Consider the following 18,002-nt stretch of genomic DNA (forward strand, 5'->3'; position numbering starts at 1 on the left):
CCCTAGTCTGTTCCGGCCACGCCGGGAGCCGGGTCGAACATCGCATTCAGGTAGGCCGCAAGGCGCACGCCGCCCTTGCTCATCTGCCGGTTCAGGATCGGCCGGGCCATGTAGGCATAATCATAGGACAGGATTTCCGTTTCCGGATAGATCGTGTCGCGAATGGCAGCGCTTTCATCGGCCCATTGGGCCGGGGTCGCCCTGCCCCACTCGCCGAGATCGGCCGGCGTGATCTTCTGCACCAGCCAGGCCGCCCATTCGGTGTAGGACAGCTCCTCATACTGGATCAGCTTTTCATCCCAGACCTCATGCAAATTCGACATCTCCTCGAAGAAGACGACGTCGACCCAATTGCCCCCCCGGTCCTTGCCGTTTCCGGCATGCAGCGGCTGCTGCAGGTCGCCAACGAGATGTACGATGAAGCGCAGCGCCAGCTGGCGGTCGTCCAGGCTCGCCTCCTCATCCAGTACAATGGCGCGGAATTTGGTGAGCGCCGTGATCGCGTCGCCGGCCTCGGGCGGCGTCGTTTCCGCATAGGTCATGCCTTCCGGGATCGTCACATAATGCCAGGGATTGGCTTCGGACCGCCAGAACGCATCCGGATTGGACCGCATATAGTCCGGCCAGTCGGACGCCTCGGCGAGGCCTTCCGGCCCGAGGATTTCCCGAACCGCTGCCTCGGCCGGCGCGCTCAGATAGTGTGTGGCAACTTCCCCGACAATGCGATGCCCGGTCTTGCCCCAGGCGGCAGCCGGAAAGGCCAGCAGTGCGGCAGCTGTCAGGCTGGCAATCAATCGAAACATGGGCGGTCTCCAATTCTCTTCCACATGTCCTGTGGGCCGTAGCGGCCCACCACGTCAACTGCGTGACATTGTCGGCAAGACTTCCTAAGCAGAGTGTCCCATCGGCCGGAGGCCTTCGTTTGACCGACCCATCCCCTTCCCTGATTGATCGCCTGCACGAGGCAGCCCGTGCGGCGCGCGATCACGCACACGCCCCCTATTCCCGATACAAGGTTGGAGCAGCCGTGATGGATGGCGACGGCCGCATCTTTGCCGGTTGCAATATGGAGAACGCGTCCTTTCCGCTGGGCACCTGCGCCGAGGCGGTCGCCCTGGGCGCCATGGTCGCGGCTGGCGGGCGCACCTGCACCCATGTCCTGGTGATCGGCGGAACCGGCGAACTGACACCCTGTGGCGGCTGCCGCCAGCGGATTGCGGAACTCTGTGAGGCCGACTGCATCGTCTACAGTCTGGCCGCCGACGGCAGCGCCCTGTCCGAATGGACAATGGGCGAATTGCTGCCGCACGCCTTCAAGCTCGGCACCTAGGCGTCCGGCTTCGCTGCCTCCCGTTCGGCATCCTTTGCCTGCAGGTCAGCGATCGCATCGAGATAGCGCTGGCTGAGCTGCGGGCTGGTCAGGGTCAACCCCATGGCCTCGAGCGCCATCTGGGTTGTCACCTTCTGGCGCCGCCGCCCGACCAGGCGGGCCACCATGCGGCTTTCGGCAATCAGCTTGCCCTTGCTGTGGAACTGGTGCCGGAAGCAGATATAGCAATCCTTCCAGCCGACGAGCTGCGTGGTCAGCTCGAATTTCTGCGGGAATTTCATCATCCGGTAGAAGGTGATGGATTCATACTGGATGATCGGGCTCCAGCCGCGCTTGCGATAGGTCATCAGCGCGCCGGTGCGGCCCATATAGTTCATCGTTCCAAGATCGGTGAACGAGGAATACCGCGAATTCGTCATGTGGCCGAGCGGATCCTGGTCGCCGATCCACACGGCGGACCGGATCGTGTGCACATCCATCAGGCCGGTCCGCTTTTTCGTGAAGAGGGCCGGCAGGAAAATGCGAAGAAACCTGAAGAACAGATTCATGGCTCTACTCTACCCCGCCAAGTTAATGCGAGGGTAAACAGACCCTTTACCGGAAATCACCAGATCACGTTGCGTCATGTTCGGCCTCCCCCGCCGTTTTCTGCGCACCGGGCGCACACTCGTCGGCGGGGATGTCGCAAGTCGCGGGCCAGAAATGTAGTAAACACTACACGAGGCACGAAAAAAGCCGGCACATTCTGTGCCGGCTCAGTTCAGATGGAGAAGCACCAGAGCGTTGCTTCACGAGGTCTATGCACAAGCAGGGTGTTTGGTTCAGTTTTTTTTCGCCGCCTGAGGGTTAGCGCTATCCGTGCCTGCATTAACCGCCGGACGACCGAACAGGATGAGCAAGGCAACAAGTCCGATGGAGGTGCCCTGGCTGGAAAACAGTTCCAGCATCAGGGCAAAGAACCAGCCCGGAATGGATGTGCGGGTCTGCGCCTGAACAAGGATGTCGCCGCTGCCCGTCCCCAGCAGTTCTGCGTTCGCCGCGTCGATCCGGGTTTGCAGTTCGTCCCGCCGACGCGCCAGGCCCAGTTCGTTCTGGGCGTCGCGATACGGTTTCTGATGTGTGCGTCCGACCCGTTCCACTTCCGCGAGATAGGCTTCGAGCCCTTCGACCGAGCGCGTTTCGGGCGGGATCCCTTCCAGTTGCCGGCGCCAGTCCGCGATCTGTGTCTCAAGCACGTCCCGATTTGAACCAGCCTGCACCTGTTCGGCCGCGGCCGCCTGATTGTTGGCGGCGATGTACATCTGCGTGCCGACAATGGACGTGCCGCCGCCGGCCAGGGCAAACAGCAGGGCGCGCACGCCTTCCTTCATCCGGCCATTGGCTGTGTGCCAGTAGAAGAAGGTGAAGCCGCCAAAAGAGATGATGGCCGCGATCACTCCGGTCCAGCCCCAGACCCCGGATTGCAGCGGGTCGGCGACTGACCGGGAAAAGGCCTGATAATTGGCAAAGCCCGACAGGCCGGCCGCGGCCAGCCCGGCGGCCAGGAAGACAAGCGCCAGCAGCGTGATGATGAGGCGCTCACCGGTGTGGCGCCCCTCCCGGGCCGCCCGGCGGGCTGCACGGGCCTCGGCCCGGACTTCCGCCTCTGACCGGACGCGCCGCCCCTCCTCCAGATGAAGGACTTTCGGTTCAGTCCTGGCGACAGCCCGGCTTGCGACGAGGGGAGCCTCGGTAAATTCGGCATCGAGCACATCCGGGACCGGGGGCTGAGGGGCGGCCGGCCCGGCCTCAAGCCCGCGCACGAGATCGCGCAAGGTGCCGGACTGGCCACAATTGCTGCAATGGAAGCGCTCGGTCTGCGGGTTCAGGGTCAGGCTGGTGTCGCCCGCATCGATACAGTCCTGTGTGAGGCGGCAATTGCTTCTGACCTCGGCCTCATCCTGACTGGAATCGAGGTCGAGCCCGAGATCGCGAAGTCGTTGCAGATCGAACTGGCGACGGTCGTCCGCCATGCAGCGCCTCCCCTGTTGGCCCGGTGGGTGTTCCCCAGCTGTTCTAGCGGGTCAAGGCCCGGTTCGTCACCCCCGTGCCACACTTGCAGATCACGGTTCTGTCATGGGTGCGGTTGCACCTTTACGGGCTCGGGCCGGTCGATTTAAGTCTGTGTTAATCCGGCCTGCCGGAAAGTTAAGAACATACCGCCCGCACAGGGGGCGGTTCCTGGAGGAAACTGAATGACCCTGCCGCGTTCGCTCGCCATTCCCAAGACGTGGAAGAATTTCAATCATGCGAGCTTCTTTTCGGCCTTCGGCTATCCGGCCCTTGGCCTGGCCCTGTTCATCACCATGATCGTTCTGGGGCTGGCGCTGTCGCAGCTGACGTTCCACTGGTGGTACATTCCCCTGGCGATTGCCGTGATCAGCGCCTCGATCTTTGTCTGCAATGCCGGCATCGGGCCGCTTCACCGCATCCTGCAGCACCGCGCCGGCGAACTCGCCATGCCGGGCCAGATTGTCACCATGATCAATCTGATCATCGCCATGCAGGGCAATGTGAAGGACTGGGTGAACTATCATTCGCAGCATCACCGGTTTTCCGACAAGCCGGGCGATCCGCACAATCCGTTCGAATCCAAGCGCTGGGCCTGGGTCGGCTGGATCCTGTGGCGCGACAAGAAGGATACGCAGCGCCCATTGGCCATGTGGCTGAAGAACCAGCCCGCCGTCGTCTGGATGGACCGCTTCTACAACGAGATCAGCCTGGTCGTGCACCTTGTGATCCCGGCGGCGATCTATCTCGTCGTATGGGCCGCTGGCGGCTCGCTGCTGCTGACCGCCCTGATCCATGCCAGCGTCGTGATCGGCCGTGCGATCCAGTTCCACGCCACCGTCTATGGCATCAATGTGCTGGGCCACCTGAAAACCCCGCTCTGGGCCGACCATGTGATCGGGCTGCTGACAGGCGGTGAGGCCTTCCACGATCATCACCACGACCAGCCGGTCAGCGCCCTGCACCGCCCGCGCCGCGGCCTGTGGAACCGCATTGTCGATTATAACGGCACCATCCTGCTCGTGATGGAAAAGATCGGCTGGGTGAGGAACCTCAAGATCGCGCCGCAATTTGCGTGAGCCGCGGGCTGTCGCCCGCAAACATGAACAGCCAGTCATTTTCACCGGGTGCGGACCATCGTTCGCACCCGATTTCCTTCCTAACAACGCGTTAATGCCACATGGGCGCCCGATTTCGCCCGGACATTGATCTGCATCAGGCCGGGTGGCCCGATCGTGGATTACCGGGAAGGGACGCACATGACCAAATTCTTCACAACACTTGCCGCTGGCGCCGCCGCCATGGCCCTGATGGGGCAGGCCTCCGCCAAGATACCAGCACCGGAACCGGAAGATGATCCGGGGGCGGTGCATTCCTACATCCTGCTGGACCGCACCGGATCGATGAGCAGCATCTGGGACGAGGCCCTCACCTCCGTCAACGCCTATGCCGCCAGCGTGGGCGAAGCCGACGAGGGAGAGATTGAAGGCGATGACATCAAGACGGATGTCACCCTTGCCATCTTCGACTATCAGGACGGCATGCAGTTCGATGTCCTGCGCGACAAGGTGACGGCCGAAGACTGGACCGATGTCACCAATGACGAAGCCAATCCGCGCGGCATGACGCCCCTGTTCGATGCCATCGGGCGGATCGTGTCGCGCGCCGAAGCCGACAATCCAGAAAAGGCCGTCATCGTCATCATGACGGACGGGCTGGAAAATTCGTCCCGGGAACTGACCAGGGATGGCGCGAAGGCCGCGCTGGATCGGGCCGAGGCCAAGGGCTGGGAAGTTGTGTTCCTGGGCGCAGAATTCGCCCGGTTCGATGATGCAGAGGCCGTGGGCGTATCTGCATCCAAGACCATGGCCGTCGGACAGGGCTCGATGAGAGAGTCCATGTCTGCGCTCGCGAAGAAATCGCGGGCCTATGGCAAGGGCGAGGAAGCCGAAATCATCTTCGACGACGAAGATCGCGCCATTGCTGATGAGGAAGGCGTCAAGCAACGCCAGGGACAGTAAGGGGACGACCGGGAGCCGGGCTCCCTGTCATCCTCATGGCCCGCTTCCAACAAAAAGGCCCGCCCCTTTCGGGTGCGGGCCTTGAAGCGTTCGTGAAAGGCGTCAGCCGATCAGCGCGGGGCCATCCGGATTGCCCCGTCGAGACGGACGTCCTCGCCGTTGAAGTAGCCATTCTTGATCATTTCGCAGGCGAGCGAGGCATACTCGTCCGGATTGCCGAGGCGGGCCGGGTTCGGCACCGAGGCGGCAAGTGCCTGTTTCACATTGTCCGGCGCACCCTGCATCAGCGGCGTGTCGAAGATGCCCGGCAGGATCGTGTTGACACGGATCAGTTCGCGCGACAGGTCACGGGCAATCGGCAGGGTCATGCCAACCACACCGCCCTTGGAGGCGGAGTAGGCAGCCTGTCCCATCTGGCCGTCTTCAGCGGCAACGGAGGCTGTGTTCACGATCGCGCCACGCTCGCCATTGATCGGATCCAGCGACATCATGCCGGCGGCAGATTTGGCGATGCAGCGGAAAGTGCCGACGAGATTGATCTGGATGATCAGGTCGAACTTGTCGAGCGGGAAGTGCTTGATCTCGCCCGTTTCCTTGTTGCGGCTGGCGGTCTTGATGGCGTTTCCGGTGCCTGCGCAATTCACCAGGATGCGCTCCTGGCCGATCGCCGCGCGGGCTTTCTCGAAGCCGGCATCGACGGAGGCGTCGTCGGTGACGTTGACCTTGCAGAAGACGCCGCCGAGTTCCTTGGCGAGGGCTTCGCCCTTTTCCTCATTGAGATCGAACAGGGCGACCTTCACGCCCTGAGAGGCCAGCTTGCGGGCCGTCGCCGCACCGAGACCGGAGGCGCCGCCTGTAATGACCGCGGAGATATTCGAGTTCAGTTCCATGGGCTGCTGCCCTCCCTTGTTTTTGTTGATACACTACTGGTCTATAGTGCTGACAGGAGTTCGCAATGTCTGACGCAGCGGAAATTATCAACATGGTCCAGGACGCCGATGGACGGTTCACGCCGCAATCGGTGGAGCGGATGGAACGTGACACACGGGGCCTGGTGCCCAAGCTGTTGCGCGTTGCCGGAAAGATACCGTTTGCGGATGACCTTGCGGCAGCCTATTTCGCCGCGCGCGACCCGAACACGCCGCTGAAGGCCAAGGGCGTGCTGTTCGCCGCCGCAGCCTACTTTGTCATGCCGATCGATCTGATGCCGGATTTCCTGGCCGGGCTGGGCTTCACCGATGACGCCACCGTGCTGGCGACGGCGCTGGGCATTGTCGGCATGCATGTGAAGGACGTGCATCGCGGCATGGCGCGGCGTCTGCTGCGGCTGCCGGAACCGGTCAAACGCGACGCCTGATCCGATGACACTTCAGACCGGCATTATACTGGCCTCGATGGCCCTTGGCGGTCTTTACGGCGTTGCGCTCTGCTGGCGGCCGCACAGCCTGTTCAAGCTGGTCGTGAAGACCGGCTCCACCGCCCTGCTCGCGCTCTGGGCGTACTTGCTTGGCGGGCCGGTCCTGCTGGTGGCCGGGCTGGCGCTCAGTTCCCTCGGCGATTTCTTTCTCGAGGCGGATGAAGGCGACAGATTCCTGCTGCCCGGCATGGGGGCCTTCTTCGCGGCACACATTGCCTATATCGCCTTGTTCTGGGCCCTGCCCCAGGCAGACCGCTCGGTTTTGAACCTCGCCGCGCAGATCGGACTGATCGCAAGCGGTGTGGTCTTCATCCGCTGGCTGGCGCCCTCGGTCACGAAGGAGATGCGCCTGCCGGTCATCCTTTACGGAGGCATCATCCTGATGATGGGCGCCGCCGCCCTGCGGCTGGAGCCGGCCTATCTGCCGGTCTTGCTGGGCGCACTCATGTTCATCGCCTCGGACGTCATCCTGTCCTTCCAGCTCTTTGTCAGGCCAGCAGATGCACCCAGGCTGGCCCTGCCCTCCATCGCGCTCTGGTTCCTGTATTATGGGGGTCAGGCGCTGATCGCCTGGGGCGTGCTCGGCAACCTCGCCTAACGCGGCCGGTCGCCATTGATCGTGGCCCGGCGCATGTGGCGGCGATGGCCGTGATAATCATTCAGCGCATAATGCCAGACGCAGCGATTGTCCCACATGGTCACATCGCCCGCCTGCCAGCGGACGCGGCAGGTATTGCGCTCCTCGCGTGACAGATCGAACAGATAGGCCAGCAGCGGCCGGCTCTCCTTCCGGCTCCAGCCCGCAAAGCGCAGCGTGAAGGCAGGATTGATGAACAGGCCCTTGCGGCCCGTCTGCGGATGGGTGCGGATCACGGGATGCTCGAACTCCGGCGCATCCGGCGCGGCTTTCGCGTCCATCGACTGGCGCACCGCCGCCGAATAGCCATCCGCGCCATATTCCTTGCTGGCCGTGTGGATCGCCGTCATGCCCTCCAGTGTGGCCTTCAACCCGTCAGACAGCCGGTCGTATGCTGCCTGCTGGTCAGCGAACAGCGTGTCTCCGCCATAGGGCGGCACTTCAAGGGCATGCAGCACAGATCCAAGGGCGGGCTCCTCCAGAAAGCTCATGTCGGAATGCCAGCCGCCGCCGAAATTGGTTTTCTCGTCCGGTTCCTTGATGATTTCCAGCAGCTCCGGATGGCCTGCCATGCCCTTCACATAGGGGTGGATGTTCAGCGTGCCGAACCGGCGGGCAAACGCCTTCTGCTGGTCCGGTGTCAGCCCGTTCTGGCCGCGCAGAACGATCACCTTGTGATCGAGAAACGCCTGATGGATCTCGTCGAATTCGGCATTCGACAAGCCGCTCGGCAGGTCCGCCCCGAAGATTTCGGCGCCGAGCGTGCCCGACAATGGCTGAATGGTCAGGGTCATAGGACCAGTGAAGCATTGCCGCACACCGGACGCAATAAAGTCATTTGCGCCCGACCCGGAAATATGAGACAGACGCGGCGGGCCAGGCGCCCCCAACGGCGCCCAGCCTATCTGTGAGGATAGGAGTAAAAACAGATGACGATTGTCGCCAAACCCGGCGTGCTGCCAGCATGCCCGCATTTCTCGTCCGGTCCGACTGCCAAGCGTCCCGGATTTTCCCTTCAAAAACTCGAAACCGCTGCCCTGGGACGCTCGCACCGGTCTGCGGATGCGAAGAAAAAGCTGAAAGCCGCGATCGACCGCACGAAAGCCGTGCTGGGCCTTCCGGACGATTATCGCGTGGCCATCGTGCCGGCATCCGACACGGGCGCGGTTGAAATGTGCATGTGGTCCATGCTGGGCGCCAAGCCCGTCGACGTCTTCGCCTGGGAAAGCTTTGGTCAGGATTGGGTCACCGATGCCACCAAGCAATTGAAGCTGGCGGACTGCAACACCTATGTCGGCGAGTATGGCGAGTTGCCGCCCTTCGAAAAGGCGCGGGACGATGCCGACATCATCTTCACATGGAATGGCACCACATCCGGTGTGCGCGTGCGCAATGCCGACTGGATCAAGCCGAACCCGGACCGCGTGGTGATCTGCGACGCGACCTCGGCTGCCTTCGCCCAGGACATCGAATGGGAAAAGCTCGATGTCATCACCTATTCCTGGCAGAAGATCCTCGGTGGGGAAGCAGCCCATGGCATGCTGATCCTGTCGCCGAACGCCGTGAAACGTCTCGAGACATACACGCCGGACCGTCCCCTGCCGAAAATCTTCCGCATGACCAAGGGCGGAAAGCTCAACGAGGGCCTATTCGAGGGCGCCACGATCAACACGCCGTCCATGCTGTGCGTCGAGGACTATCTGCAGGCACTGGACTGGTGTGAAAGCCTGGGCGGCTGGACGGCCCTCAAGGCGCGGTCCGATGAAAGCCTGGCCCACCTCACCGATTGGGTCGCGAAAACGGACTGGGTCGACTTCCTTTGTCCGGATGCGGATGTCCGGTCGAATACCGGCGTGACGCTCAAGATCACCGATCCGCGCGTGGCCAGCCTCGACGAAGACGCCCAGCGGGCTTTCGTCAAGGCCATGATGAAGCGGTTGGAAGCCGAGAATGCCTGCTATGATGCGGCCGGCTATGCCAAGGCCCCTCCGGGCCTGCGCATCTGGTGCGGCGGCACGGTTGAACCGTCCGACGTTGCCAAGCTGACCCCATGGCTTGACTGGGCCTTCGCCGAGCAGGTTGCCACGCTCTAGTCCCGCACGACATTTCAAGAGATACCGAACATGACCAAAGTTCTGATTGCTGACAAACTCAGCTCCGCTGCCGTGGACATCTTCAAGGCCCGCGGCATTGAAACCGACATCAAGGTCGGCCTGTCGAAAGACGAGTTGATCGAGATCATCCCGCAATATGACGGCCTCGCCGTCCGGTCCGCCTGCAAGCCGGACGCCGATGTGATCGCCGCTGCCGACAAGCTGAAAGTCATCGGCCGCGCCGGCATTGGGGTGGACAATATCGATATCAAGGCCGCCACCGCCAAGGGCGTGGTTGTGATGAACACGCCGTTCGGCAACGCCATCACGACGGCAGAGCACGCCATCGCCATGATGTTCGCCGCCGCGCGCCAGATCCCGGCCGCCAATGCCCGCACGCAGGCCGGCGAATGGCCGAAGAAAGACTTCATGGGAACGGAAGTGTCCTACAAGACGCTCGGCCTGATCGGCTGCGGCAATATCGGCAGCCGCGTGGCCGAACGCGCCATCGGCCTGAAGATGAAAGTCGCCGCCTATGACCCGTTCCTGACGGATGAGCGCGCCGTGGAACTGGGCGTGGAAAAGGTCGAGCTGGAAGAGCTGCTCGCCCGCGCTGACGTGATCACGCTGCATGTTCCGCTGACGGATCAGACCCGCAATGTCCTCTCCCGTGAAGCGCTGGAGAAGACGAAGAAGGGCGTCATCCTCGTCAATTGTGCCCGGGGCGGCCTGGTTGACGAAGTGGCCGTGAAAGACCTGCTGGAAAGCGGGCACATTTCTGCGGCCGCCTTTGACGTGTTCGCCGAGGAACCGGCCAAGGAACACTCCCTGTTCGGCACGCCGAACTTCATCGCGACGCCGCACCTCGGCGCCGCCACCACCGAAGCCCAGGAAAACGTCGCCCTTCAGGTGGCGGAACAGATGGCGGACTATCTCCTGTCCGGCGCCGTCACCAATGCGCTGAACATGCCGTCGATCACGGCCGAGGAAGCCCCGCGCATCAAGCCGTTCGCGGTGCTGGCCGAAAAGCTCGGCAGCTTCGCCGGCCAGATCTCTGACTTTGGCTATGATGAAGTCGTCATCGAACATGAAGGCGAAGTGGCCGAACTGAACCGCAAGCCGCTGACAGCCGCCCTGCTGGCCGGCCTGCTGCGCGCCTCGCGCGGGGACGTGAACATGGTGTCGGCTCCGGCCATCCTGGCCGACAGCGGCGTCAAGCTGACCGAAACCAAGACCGAGGACAGCCCGGTCTATGACAGCCTGATCCGCGTCAAGGTGAAAACCAAGGCCACGAAGAATGCCCCGGAAGGCGGCTGGCGCACCCTGGCCGGCACGATCATCGCCGGACAGCCGCGCATTGTCGAAGTGAAGGGCATGGCGCTGGAAGGCGATTTCTCGCCTGTCACGCTCTACATCAACAATCTGGACACGCCGGGCTTCATCGGCGCGCTGGGCCAGATGCTGGGAGAAGCGAACATCAACATCGCCACGTTCCATCTTGGCCGGACAGCTGCCGGAGAAGAAGCTATCGCACTGGTTGGTGTAGACGCTGTTCCGCCTGCGGACCTGATCGAGAAACTCGATGCCCTGCCTCAAGTACGTTATGCAAAAGCGCTGACATTCTAAGCCAGAGCGGCGCGTTTCATACGCGCAGCGCATAAATCCTATGCTCCCGGGGCGGGCTGATCGCGAGATCGGCCCGCCCTATCTGCTCCTTTCAACAGAGCAAAGGAGTTCTCTCATGGCCCGCATCGCCATCGTATATCATTCCGGCTACGGCCACACGGCCAAGGTGGCCGAACATGTCCGCAAGGGCGCCGCCATCCCGGGCGCGGACGTCACCCTCTACAAGGCCGAGGACCTCGCCTCCCCCGAGTCCGGGCCATGGGACGAGCTGAACGCGGCAGACGCCATCATTTTCGGCGCGCCGACCTATATGGGCTCGGCCTCCGCCCAGATGAAACAGTTCATGGATGCCACCTCCAAGGCCTGGTTCACCGATGCCTGGAAAGACAAGATCGCGGCCGGCTTCACCAATTCCGGCTCTCTGGCCGGCGACAAGTCCAGCACGCTCGCCCAGTTCGCCACGCTTGCCGCACAGCAAGGCATGGTCTGGGTGAATTTCGGCATGAAGTCCGGCTTCAACGCGTCCGGACACCAGTTTTCAGAAGCCTTGAACCGCGCCGGCCACTTCAATGGCCTCGCCACACAGGCGCTGACGGACCTGTCGGCAGAGGATGGCCCGGATGCGTCCGACCTGAAGACCGCCGAACTGTTCGGAGAGCGTGTCGCAAATGCCACCCTGCGCTGGGTTCGTGGCGCTGCGTGACGGATGACAGTTGACGGCGCGGGGCAGACTCCCTTCATAAGGGAAAATCTTACACAGGGTTAATATATGAATCGCGCCGTCACGCTCCTGCTTTGTTCGTCCATCCTGGCCACCGGCACCGCCCGGGCCGACATTCTCAGCGAGGCCCGTTTCGGGGTGATGCAGGAAAACATCTGCGTCCTCGATTGCGACAATGCCGACAAGGAGCCGGGCCAGAACATCAGCGCCGAACTGCTCTTCGCCTCGCCGGACTTTCTCGACCTGATCTGGAGCCCCAAGCCCTATGTCATGGGCAGCCTGAACACGCAGGGCGACACAAGCTTTGGTGGCTTCGGCCTGCACTGGTCGTTCGACTTTGCCGACAAATGGGCGTTCGAGCCCAGCGTCGGCTATGTCATCCATGATGGCGAACTGGCCAGCCCCTTCCCCCAGGGCGATCCGCGCGGCGACGCCTTCACCGAGGAACACGTCCTGTTCGGCTCGCGTGACCTGTTCCGCACGACCTTCGGCCTGCATTACGAGATCAACGAGACCTGGGGCGCAGAGCTGCTCTACGAACATCTCAGCCACGGCCAGATCCTCGGCAATGGCCGCAATCAGGGCATCGACAATATCGGCTTGCGCGCGACCTATTCGTTCGGCCAGTAGGGCTCCCGCTGCGGAACCCCTTGTCTAAAGCCAGCGGCGTGACACTCTTCCTCCCATAAGAATAATGGGAGGATACACGCATGCCGGACAAGCACATTGTCATCATCGGCGCTGGCCTGGGCGGCCTGACGGCGGCCATCAAGCTGCAGGAAGCCGGCTATGAGTTCACCATACTGGAACAGGCCGGCCGGGTCGGCGGCACCTGGGCGCAGAACACCTATCCGGGCTGTGCCTGCGATGTGCCCGTGGCGGCCTACCAGCTCTCCTTCGCCCAGTCGATGAACTGGACGCGGGTCTACCCGCAACAGCCCGAGATCCAGGCCTATGCCGAAGAGATCACGGACCGCTACCAGCTGCGCCCGAACCTGCGCCTGAACGAGGCGGCCGAAAAAGCCGTCTGGGACGAGGCCGCGAAGACCTGGACCGTCACAACCTCAAAGGGCGACACGCTGACCGCCGATGCCGTGATCGGCGCGCTGGGCCAGCTGAACCGCCCCTTCTGGCCGGACATTCCCGGCAAGGACAGCTTCAAGGGCGCCATCATGCATTCGGCCGAATGGGACCATTCGGTTGACTTGGAAGGCAAGCGGATCGGCATCATCGGCTCGGCCGCCAGCGCCGTGCAGATCATTCCCGAAGTCGCGAAAACCTGCGCCAATGTCGGCGTGTTCCAGCGCTCGCCCAATTGGGTCATCCCCCGCAATGACCGCTTCATTGCCCCGGAAGAAATGGCACTGATGTTCACCATTCCGGACAAGGCGATGGAATTCGCGGAGATGAACCGCAAGCTGATCTATGAGAATGCCGACTATTTCTTCTGGCAGGCCTTCGAATGGACGCCGGAGGGCCGGGCCCATTTCACGCGCCTCGCCACCGATCATCTGAACGAACAGGTCCCCGATCAAGCCATGCGCGAGAAACTCACGCCGGACTATCCCGTCGGCTGCCGCCGCATCCTGATCTCGGATGATTATTTCACCACGCTGATGGAGCCGCATGTCGACCTGATCACGGACCATATCGCCGAGATCGTGCCGGAAGGCATCAAGACCGTGGACGGAAAGATCCATGAATATGACGTACTGGCCTTCGCCACAGGTTTCGAGACCACGGGCTGGCGCTGGTCGGTCGATGTCATCGGCCGGGGCGGCCAGTCCATCGCCGCTGCCTGGGAAGATGGTCCGGAGGCCTATCTCGGCATCACGGTGACCGGCTTCCCGAATTTCTTCGTCCTCTACGGCCCGAACACCAATCTCGGCCACAACTCCATCACATTCATGCTGGAGCGTCAGGTAGAATACACGCTGAAGGCGCTGCAGGCGCTCGACGCGAAAGGCGCCGCCGCGCTCGTGCCGACTGAGGCCGCACAAGCCGCCTTCAACAAGACGCTGCAGGAGCAACTCTCCAAAACCGTCTGGGCCGACCCGGCCTGCAACTCCTGGTACAAGACCGGCACCGGCAAGATCACCCAGAACTGGTCCGGCCACACCCGCGCCTATGCCGACGCCGTCGCCGAGGTGAAGCTGGAGGATTATGAGCTGGTGTGAGGGGGGCGTGCGCTCGCCGCACTGGTGGACGGATTAAGGTCCTTGTCATCCCGGAAAGCCCGCAGGGCTTATCCGGGACCCAATACTTTACCTATCCATCCGCCCCGTCTGGGTCCCGGATAGCTGCTCCGCAGCTTCCGGGATGACAAGAGTAGAATTGGTCGCAAGTTCTCCAACTTGCACTTTTTCCTGTCACGCGAACTCACCAACAACGAACGCCTCACCATCATATTTCAGAGTCAGAATCGCTCTGACTCGGCCAGAAAAGTTGACGCGCCCCTGTGCGCGCTATAGGCAGCGCTCATGAGCAAACGAAGCACCTCGAATTTCGCTTGGTGGCACATCCGATAATCGGGTGGCCCAGCTTTCATATTCCAGAATGGGTCGCCGCATGAGCGGCCTTTTTTGTTTCCACTCCTGCGGTGCCCCCACACATCCAGGAGACTACAGTGTCACACCCCATCATCCTCACCGGCGATCGCACAACCGGCCCGCTCCATCTGGGGCACTATGCCGGATCCCTCAGGAACCGTTTGAAATACCAGGACACGCACAGGCAATTCGTGCTGCTCGCCGACACCCAGGCCCTGACCGACAATATCGGGAATATCGGCAAGGTTCGGGAGAGCGTCCTGGACGTGGTGCTGGACTATCTCGCCATCGGGATTGACCCCTGCAAGACGACCATTTGCGTGCAGTCGCATCTGCCCGCCCTGGCCGAGCTCTCATTGCTGTATCTCAATTTCGTTTCGGTCGGGCGCTTGCAGCGAAACCCCACCGTCAAGGAAGAAGTCCGCGCGCGCGACTTTGAAAACAGCATCCCGGCCGGGTTCCTGTGCTATCCCGCCGCTCAGGCGGCTGACATCACGGCGTTCAGGGCGACCCTTGTGCCGGTGGGCGAAGACCAAATCCCGATGATCGAGCAAACCAACGAAATCATTCGCAGAGTGAATGCGGTTGCCGGCCACCCCCTGCTTGAAGAAATCGAGGCGATTGTCCCGAAGGCAGGACGGCTGCCGGGCGTCGATGGGGCGTCCAAGATGAGCAAGTCCGCCGGCAACGCCATCAAACTGTCGGCAAGCCCGGCTGAAATCTCGGCGGCGGTAAATGCGATGTACACAGACCCAAATCACCTCAGGGTGCAGGATCCCGGACAAGTCGAGGGAAATGTGGTTTTCACCTATCTTGAGGCCTTCCACGACGATGCCGAGGAAGTGGAAGCGCTGAAGGCTCACTATCGCCGCGGCGGCCTCGGAGACGTGACGTTGAAAAAGCGCCTTGCCGCAATCTTGCAGGACTTTCTGGAGCCCATCCGAGACCGCCGCGCCCAGCTTGAACAGGATCCGGACTATATCCGCGACATCGTTCGGGATGGCACGCAGACAGCGCGAAACCTGACGGAGCAGACAAAATCCGAGATTTATGACGGACTCGGACTGTTCCGGCTTTGAAGGCGCGGGTGCAATGGGGGCGTCTGCCTGTGGCGGATGCCTCCCCCTCCCAGCCCCCACCCCCGAGGATAAGCGTCCCCCAATTCGTCTGACACATTCCGCCCCCACACTTGGGCCCATGAGTGTTGACCGGTCTTTCCTCACCCTGGGCCTCGATATTGCCGAGCAGGCGCTACTCGATGTGATCGCGCGGGACAATCTGCATCTGCGGCCCGAAAAGATGCCGCGCCGGCGCCGCGCCCGGGCCAATGGCCGGTTGAAACAAATTGAACACATCGTGCGACGCCTGCTCACCCTGATGGCGCTCAGCCTGCACATCGTGTTCGCGCCGCCGCGCCGGCGCGCGCCGGCCCCCGGCCTGCCGGACGGTGTGGAGCTCGTCACCTTCCCCGGTGCGGCGGCGCCATGTTTCACGCTGCTGCCGGCTGCCCCGCGCGCCTGGCTTGCCGGGCAGGTTGATGGCCTTATCGGGTCCGCCTGCCCGCCGCCGGGGCCGGTGCCGACCGCGAAGCTGATGGCCCGCATCTGGGCGATCCATCGCATTCTGAAATCCCCTGACACCGCCGCGAAACGGCTTGCCCGCGCCCTGCAGCGCCTCAAGGCAGGCGGCGAGCCGAAGCCCCTGGCCGGGCCTGCGGACAGCGCGTTCCGCCTGTCGCCCGAACTCGGGGCGCTCGCCACCGCGCTGCCGGGCCTGCTCAATGCCGCGCTCGCGGCGACCTGGGAGGATCCGGGCTAGGCCCGCCCCTCAAAAATCGGGTCCCTTGCCGGAGCGCCCCCCGCGTGTCCGGATGGCGGCGCAGGCGCGCCTGCCTGCGACAGAGAGTTTTCATTCTTCCCCTTGCAATTGGCGGCCAAATCCTGCCCATGTCCCGGCGGACTTTGAGGAGCAGGAAACATGGCCGGAGTGGTAGTCGTCGGGGCCCAATGGGGCGATGAAGGCAAGGGCAAGATCGTCGACTGGCTGTCCAGCCGCGCCGATGTGGTGGTGCGCTTTCAGGGCGGCCACAATGCCGGCCACACGCTGGTCATCGACGGCAAGACCTTCAAGCTGAACCTGCTGCCGTCCGGCGTCGTGCGCGGCGGCAAGCTGTCGGTCATCGGCAATGGCGTGGTGGTCGATCCGTGGCAGCTCCTGTCCGAGCTTGACGGCATGGCGAAAGAGGGCGTCACCCTCGGGCCCGACGATCTGGTCCTGGCCGACAATGCCTGCCTCATCCTGCCCTGGCACAAGGATATTGACGCCGCCCGCGAAAGCGCGCTGGGCGATTCCAAGATCGGCACCACCAAGCGCGGCATCGGCCCGGCCTATGAAGACCGCGTCGGCCGCCGCGCCATCCGCGTCGCCGACCTGGCAGACCCGGCCGCGCTCGACCTGAAGATCGAACGCCTTCTGGCCCATCACCGCCCGCTGCGCGCCGGGGTCGGCCTGCCGGAACCGGACGCCGAGGCACTGAAGGCCGCATTGCTGGAGATTGCCCCGAAGATTCTCGCCTTCGCCCAGCCGGTCTGGAAACTGCTGGACGAGAAGGTCCGCACCGGAAAACGCATCCTGTTCGAAGGCGCCCAGGGCGTGATGCTGGATGTCGACCATGGCACCTATCCCTTTGTGACCTCATCAAATGTGGTGGCCGGCAATGCCTCGGCCGGCTCCGGCGTCGGCCCGGGCGCGATCTCCTATGTGCTCGGCCTCGCCAAGGCCTATACGACGCGCGTCGGCTCCGGCCCCTTCCCCACCGAACAGGACAATGAGATCGGCCAGCGCCTCGGCACGGTCGGCCACGAATTCGGCACCGTCACCGGCCGCGCCCGCCGCTGCGGCTGGTTCGACAGCGTCATGGTCCGCCAGGCCTGTGCCACGTCAGGCGTCACGGGCCTCGCCCTGACCAAGCTGGACGTTCTGGACGGCCTCGACGAGATCAAGGTCTGTGTCACCTACCGGCTGAATGGCGAGGAGATCGACTATTACCCCGCCGGGCTGACAGACCAGGCCGCCGTCGAGCCCGTCTATGAGACGATGCCCGGCTGGACCGATTCCACCAAGGGCGCGCGGTCCTGGGCCGACCTGCCGGCCGAAGCGGTGAAATATGTCCGCCGCCTCGAAGAACTCGTCGGCAAGCCCTGCGCGCTCGTCTCCACCTCCCCGGAACGCGAGGACGTGATCCTGATGAAGGATCCGTTCGAGGCCTAGGCAGGCTTCACCCAGCCTGCATCAGGCTGCCCACCCATTTGGTCGTGCCTGGCTGCATACCCTTGAATTTCGGCAGCGCCGCCAGACGCCCGACGAACAGCGCCTCCGGCGCGGCAAGCCGTTTGACATGGTGATAGAGTTTCGACTGGGTCTCCGGTGTCGAGACCAGGAACAGGCGTTCCTCCAGCTTGCGCGCCATGTGCGAGATGTTCGTCGCCTCCAGCGGTTTGCCGCCGGTGTAGTAGACGATGAACATGTCGGATCGGGGCCACTCGGCATCGTACATTCT

The 18,002-nt window shown here is 62.9% G+C and carries 19 protein-coding genes; 13 read left to right on the forward strand and 6 right to left on the reverse strand.

The annotated features are described in order from the left end of the window. Positions 1-2 precede the first annotated feature (2 nt). The gene (locus HF955_RS03910; RefSeq protein WP_291078077.1) at positions 3-803 is read right to left on the reverse strand and encodes a S1/P1 nuclease; all 801 of its coding nucleotides are present in this window, start codon (positions 801-803) and stop codon (positions 3-5) included. 119 nt (positions 804-922) lie between these two features. Between HF955_RS03910 and cdd the strand changes: the two genes are divergently transcribed. Then, positions 923-1,330 carry a cytidine deaminase gene (cdd, locus tag HF955_RS03915; RefSeq protein ID WP_291078079.1) on the forward strand — a complete coding sequence of 136 codons (408 nt, stop codon included), beginning with the start codon at positions 923-925 and terminating at the stop codon, positions 1,328-1,330. On the opposite strand, the gene HF955_RS03920 is transcribed toward cdd, so the two are convergent. Together HF955_RS03920 and HF955_RS03925 are read right to left on the reverse strand one after the other, a co-directional pair. Continuing rightward, a complete protein-coding gene (locus HF955_RS03920) occupies positions 1,327-1,878 on the reverse strand; it encodes a thioesterase family protein (protein WP_291078081.1) in 552 nt (183 codons plus the stop codon). The genes cdd and HF955_RS03920 overlap by 4 nt on opposite strands. 273 nt (positions 1,879-2,151) lie before the next feature. After that, a complete protein-coding gene (locus HF955_RS03925) occupies positions 2,152-3,342 on the reverse strand; it encodes a hypothetical protein (protein ID WP_291078083.1) in 1,191 nt (396 codons plus the stop codon). Positions 3,343-3,564: 222 nt separating this feature from the next. On the opposite strand from HF955_RS03925, the gene HF955_RS03930 reads away from it, so the two are divergent. Then, entirely contained in the window at positions 3,565-4,458 is an 894-nt protein-coding gene (locus HF955_RS03930) for an acyl-CoA desaturase (protein ID WP_291078085.1), read from the forward strand. A 180-nt stretch (positions 4,459-4,638) separates the two neighbouring features. Then, positions 4,639-5,400 carry a vWA domain-containing protein gene (locus HF955_RS03935; RefSeq protein WP_291078086.1) on the forward strand — a complete coding sequence of 254 codons (762 nt, stop codon included), beginning with the start codon at positions 4,639-4,641 and terminating at the stop codon, positions 5,398-5,400. 110 nt (positions 5,401-5,510) lie between these two features. Here the strand turns inward: HF955_RS03935 and HF955_RS03940 are convergent, their stop codons facing one another. Continuing rightward, positions 5,511-6,290: an SDR family NAD(P)-dependent oxidoreductase gene (locus HF955_RS03940; protein WP_291078088.1), complete on the reverse strand. Its 780-nt coding sequence runs from the start codon at positions 6,288-6,290 to the stop codon at positions 5,511-5,513. A gap of 65 nt (positions 6,291-6,355) precedes the next feature. On the opposite strand from HF955_RS03940, the gene HF955_RS03945 reads away from it, so the two are divergent. Continuing rightward, positions 6,356-6,757, forward strand: a complete 402-nt coding sequence (locus tag HF955_RS03945) for a YkvA family protein (protein ID WP_291078090.1) — start codon at positions 6,356-6,358, stop codon at positions 6,755-6,757. Positions 6,758-6,761: 4 nt separating this feature from the next. Continuing rightward, positions 6,762-7,415 carry a lysoplasmalogenase gene (locus HF955_RS03950; RefSeq protein WP_291078092.1) on the forward strand — a complete coding sequence of 218 codons (654 nt, stop codon included), beginning with the start codon at positions 6,762-6,764 and terminating at the stop codon, positions 7,413-7,415. Here the strand turns inward: HF955_RS03950 and HF955_RS03955 are convergent. After that, positions 7,412-8,248, reverse strand: coding sequence for a TauD/TfdA family dioxygenase (locus HF955_RS03955; RefSeq protein ID WP_291078094.1), 837 nt, complete (start codon positions 8,246-8,248; stop codon positions 7,412-7,414). The two genes, HF955_RS03950 and HF955_RS03955, sit on opposite strands and share 4 nt — an antisense overlap. Positions 8,249-8,383: 135 nt before the next feature. Here HF955_RS03955 and HF955_RS03960 point away from each other — a divergent pair, with 135 nt between their 5' ends. The 8 genes from HF955_RS03960 to HF955_RS03995 all read left to right on the forward strand — a co-directional run bounded on the left by HF955_RS03960 (position 8,384) and on the right by HF955_RS03995 (position 17,713). Then, entirely contained in the window at positions 8,384-9,547 is a 1,164-nt protein-coding gene (locus tag HF955_RS03960; RefSeq protein ID WP_291078096.1) for a phosphoserine transaminase, read from the forward strand. Positions 9,548-9,577: 30 nt separating this feature from the next. Continuing rightward, entirely contained in the window at positions 9,578-11,173 is a 1,596-nt protein-coding gene (gene serA, locus HF955_RS03965; protein ID WP_291078098.1) for a phosphoglycerate dehydrogenase, read from the forward strand. Between the two features lie 115 nt (positions 11,174-11,288). Beyond that, positions 11,289-11,876, forward strand: coding sequence for a flavodoxin family protein (locus HF955_RS03970; protein WP_291078100.1), 588 nt, complete (start codon positions 11,289-11,291; stop codon positions 11,874-11,876). A 66-nt stretch (positions 11,877-11,942) separates the two neighbouring features. Next, complete coding sequence (locus HF955_RS03975) at positions 11,943-12,524, forward strand: acyloxyacyl hydrolase (protein WP_291078102.1); 582 nt, start codon at positions 11,943-11,945, stop codon at positions 12,522-12,524. Positions 12,525-12,604: 80 nt separating this feature from the next. Further along, positions 12,605-14,071: an NAD(P)/FAD-dependent oxidoreductase gene (locus tag HF955_RS03980; protein WP_291078104.1), complete on the forward strand. Its 1,467-nt coding sequence runs from the start codon at positions 12,605-12,607 to the stop codon at positions 14,069-14,071. Positions 14,072-14,520: 449 nt separating this feature from the next. Continuing rightward, a complete protein-coding gene (gene trpS / locus HF955_RS03985) occupies positions 14,521-15,522 on the forward strand; it encodes a tryptophan--tRNA ligase (protein ID WP_291078106.1) in 1,002 nt (333 codons plus the stop codon). Positions 15,523-15,640: 118 nt separating this feature from the next. Further along, entirely contained in the window at positions 15,641-16,261 is a 621-nt protein-coding gene (locus HF955_RS03990; RefSeq protein ID WP_291078108.1) for a hypothetical protein, read from the forward strand. A gap of 159 nt (positions 16,262-16,420) precedes the next feature. Then, the gene (locus HF955_RS03995; RefSeq protein ID WP_291078109.1) at positions 16,421-17,713 is read left to right on the forward strand and encodes an adenylosuccinate synthase; all 1,293 of its coding nucleotides are present in this window, start codon (positions 16,421-16,423) and stop codon (positions 17,711-17,713) included. A gap of 7 nt (positions 17,714-17,720) precedes the next feature. Here HF955_RS03995 and HF955_RS04000 read toward each other — a convergent pair whose 3' ends face one another. Next, positions 17,721-17,999 (reverse strand): hypothetical protein, encoded by a 279-nt coding sequence (locus HF955_RS04000; RefSeq protein ID WP_291078110.1) that lies wholly within the window; start codon positions 17,997-17,999, stop codon positions 17,721-17,723. Between the last annotated feature and the right edge of the window lie 3 nt (positions 18,000-18,002).

Source organism: Hyphomonas sp. (assembly GCF_017792385.1).
In the GTDB taxonomy this organism is placed as follows: Bacteria; Pseudomonadota; Alphaproteobacteria; order Caulobacterales; family Hyphomonadaceae; genus Hyphomonas.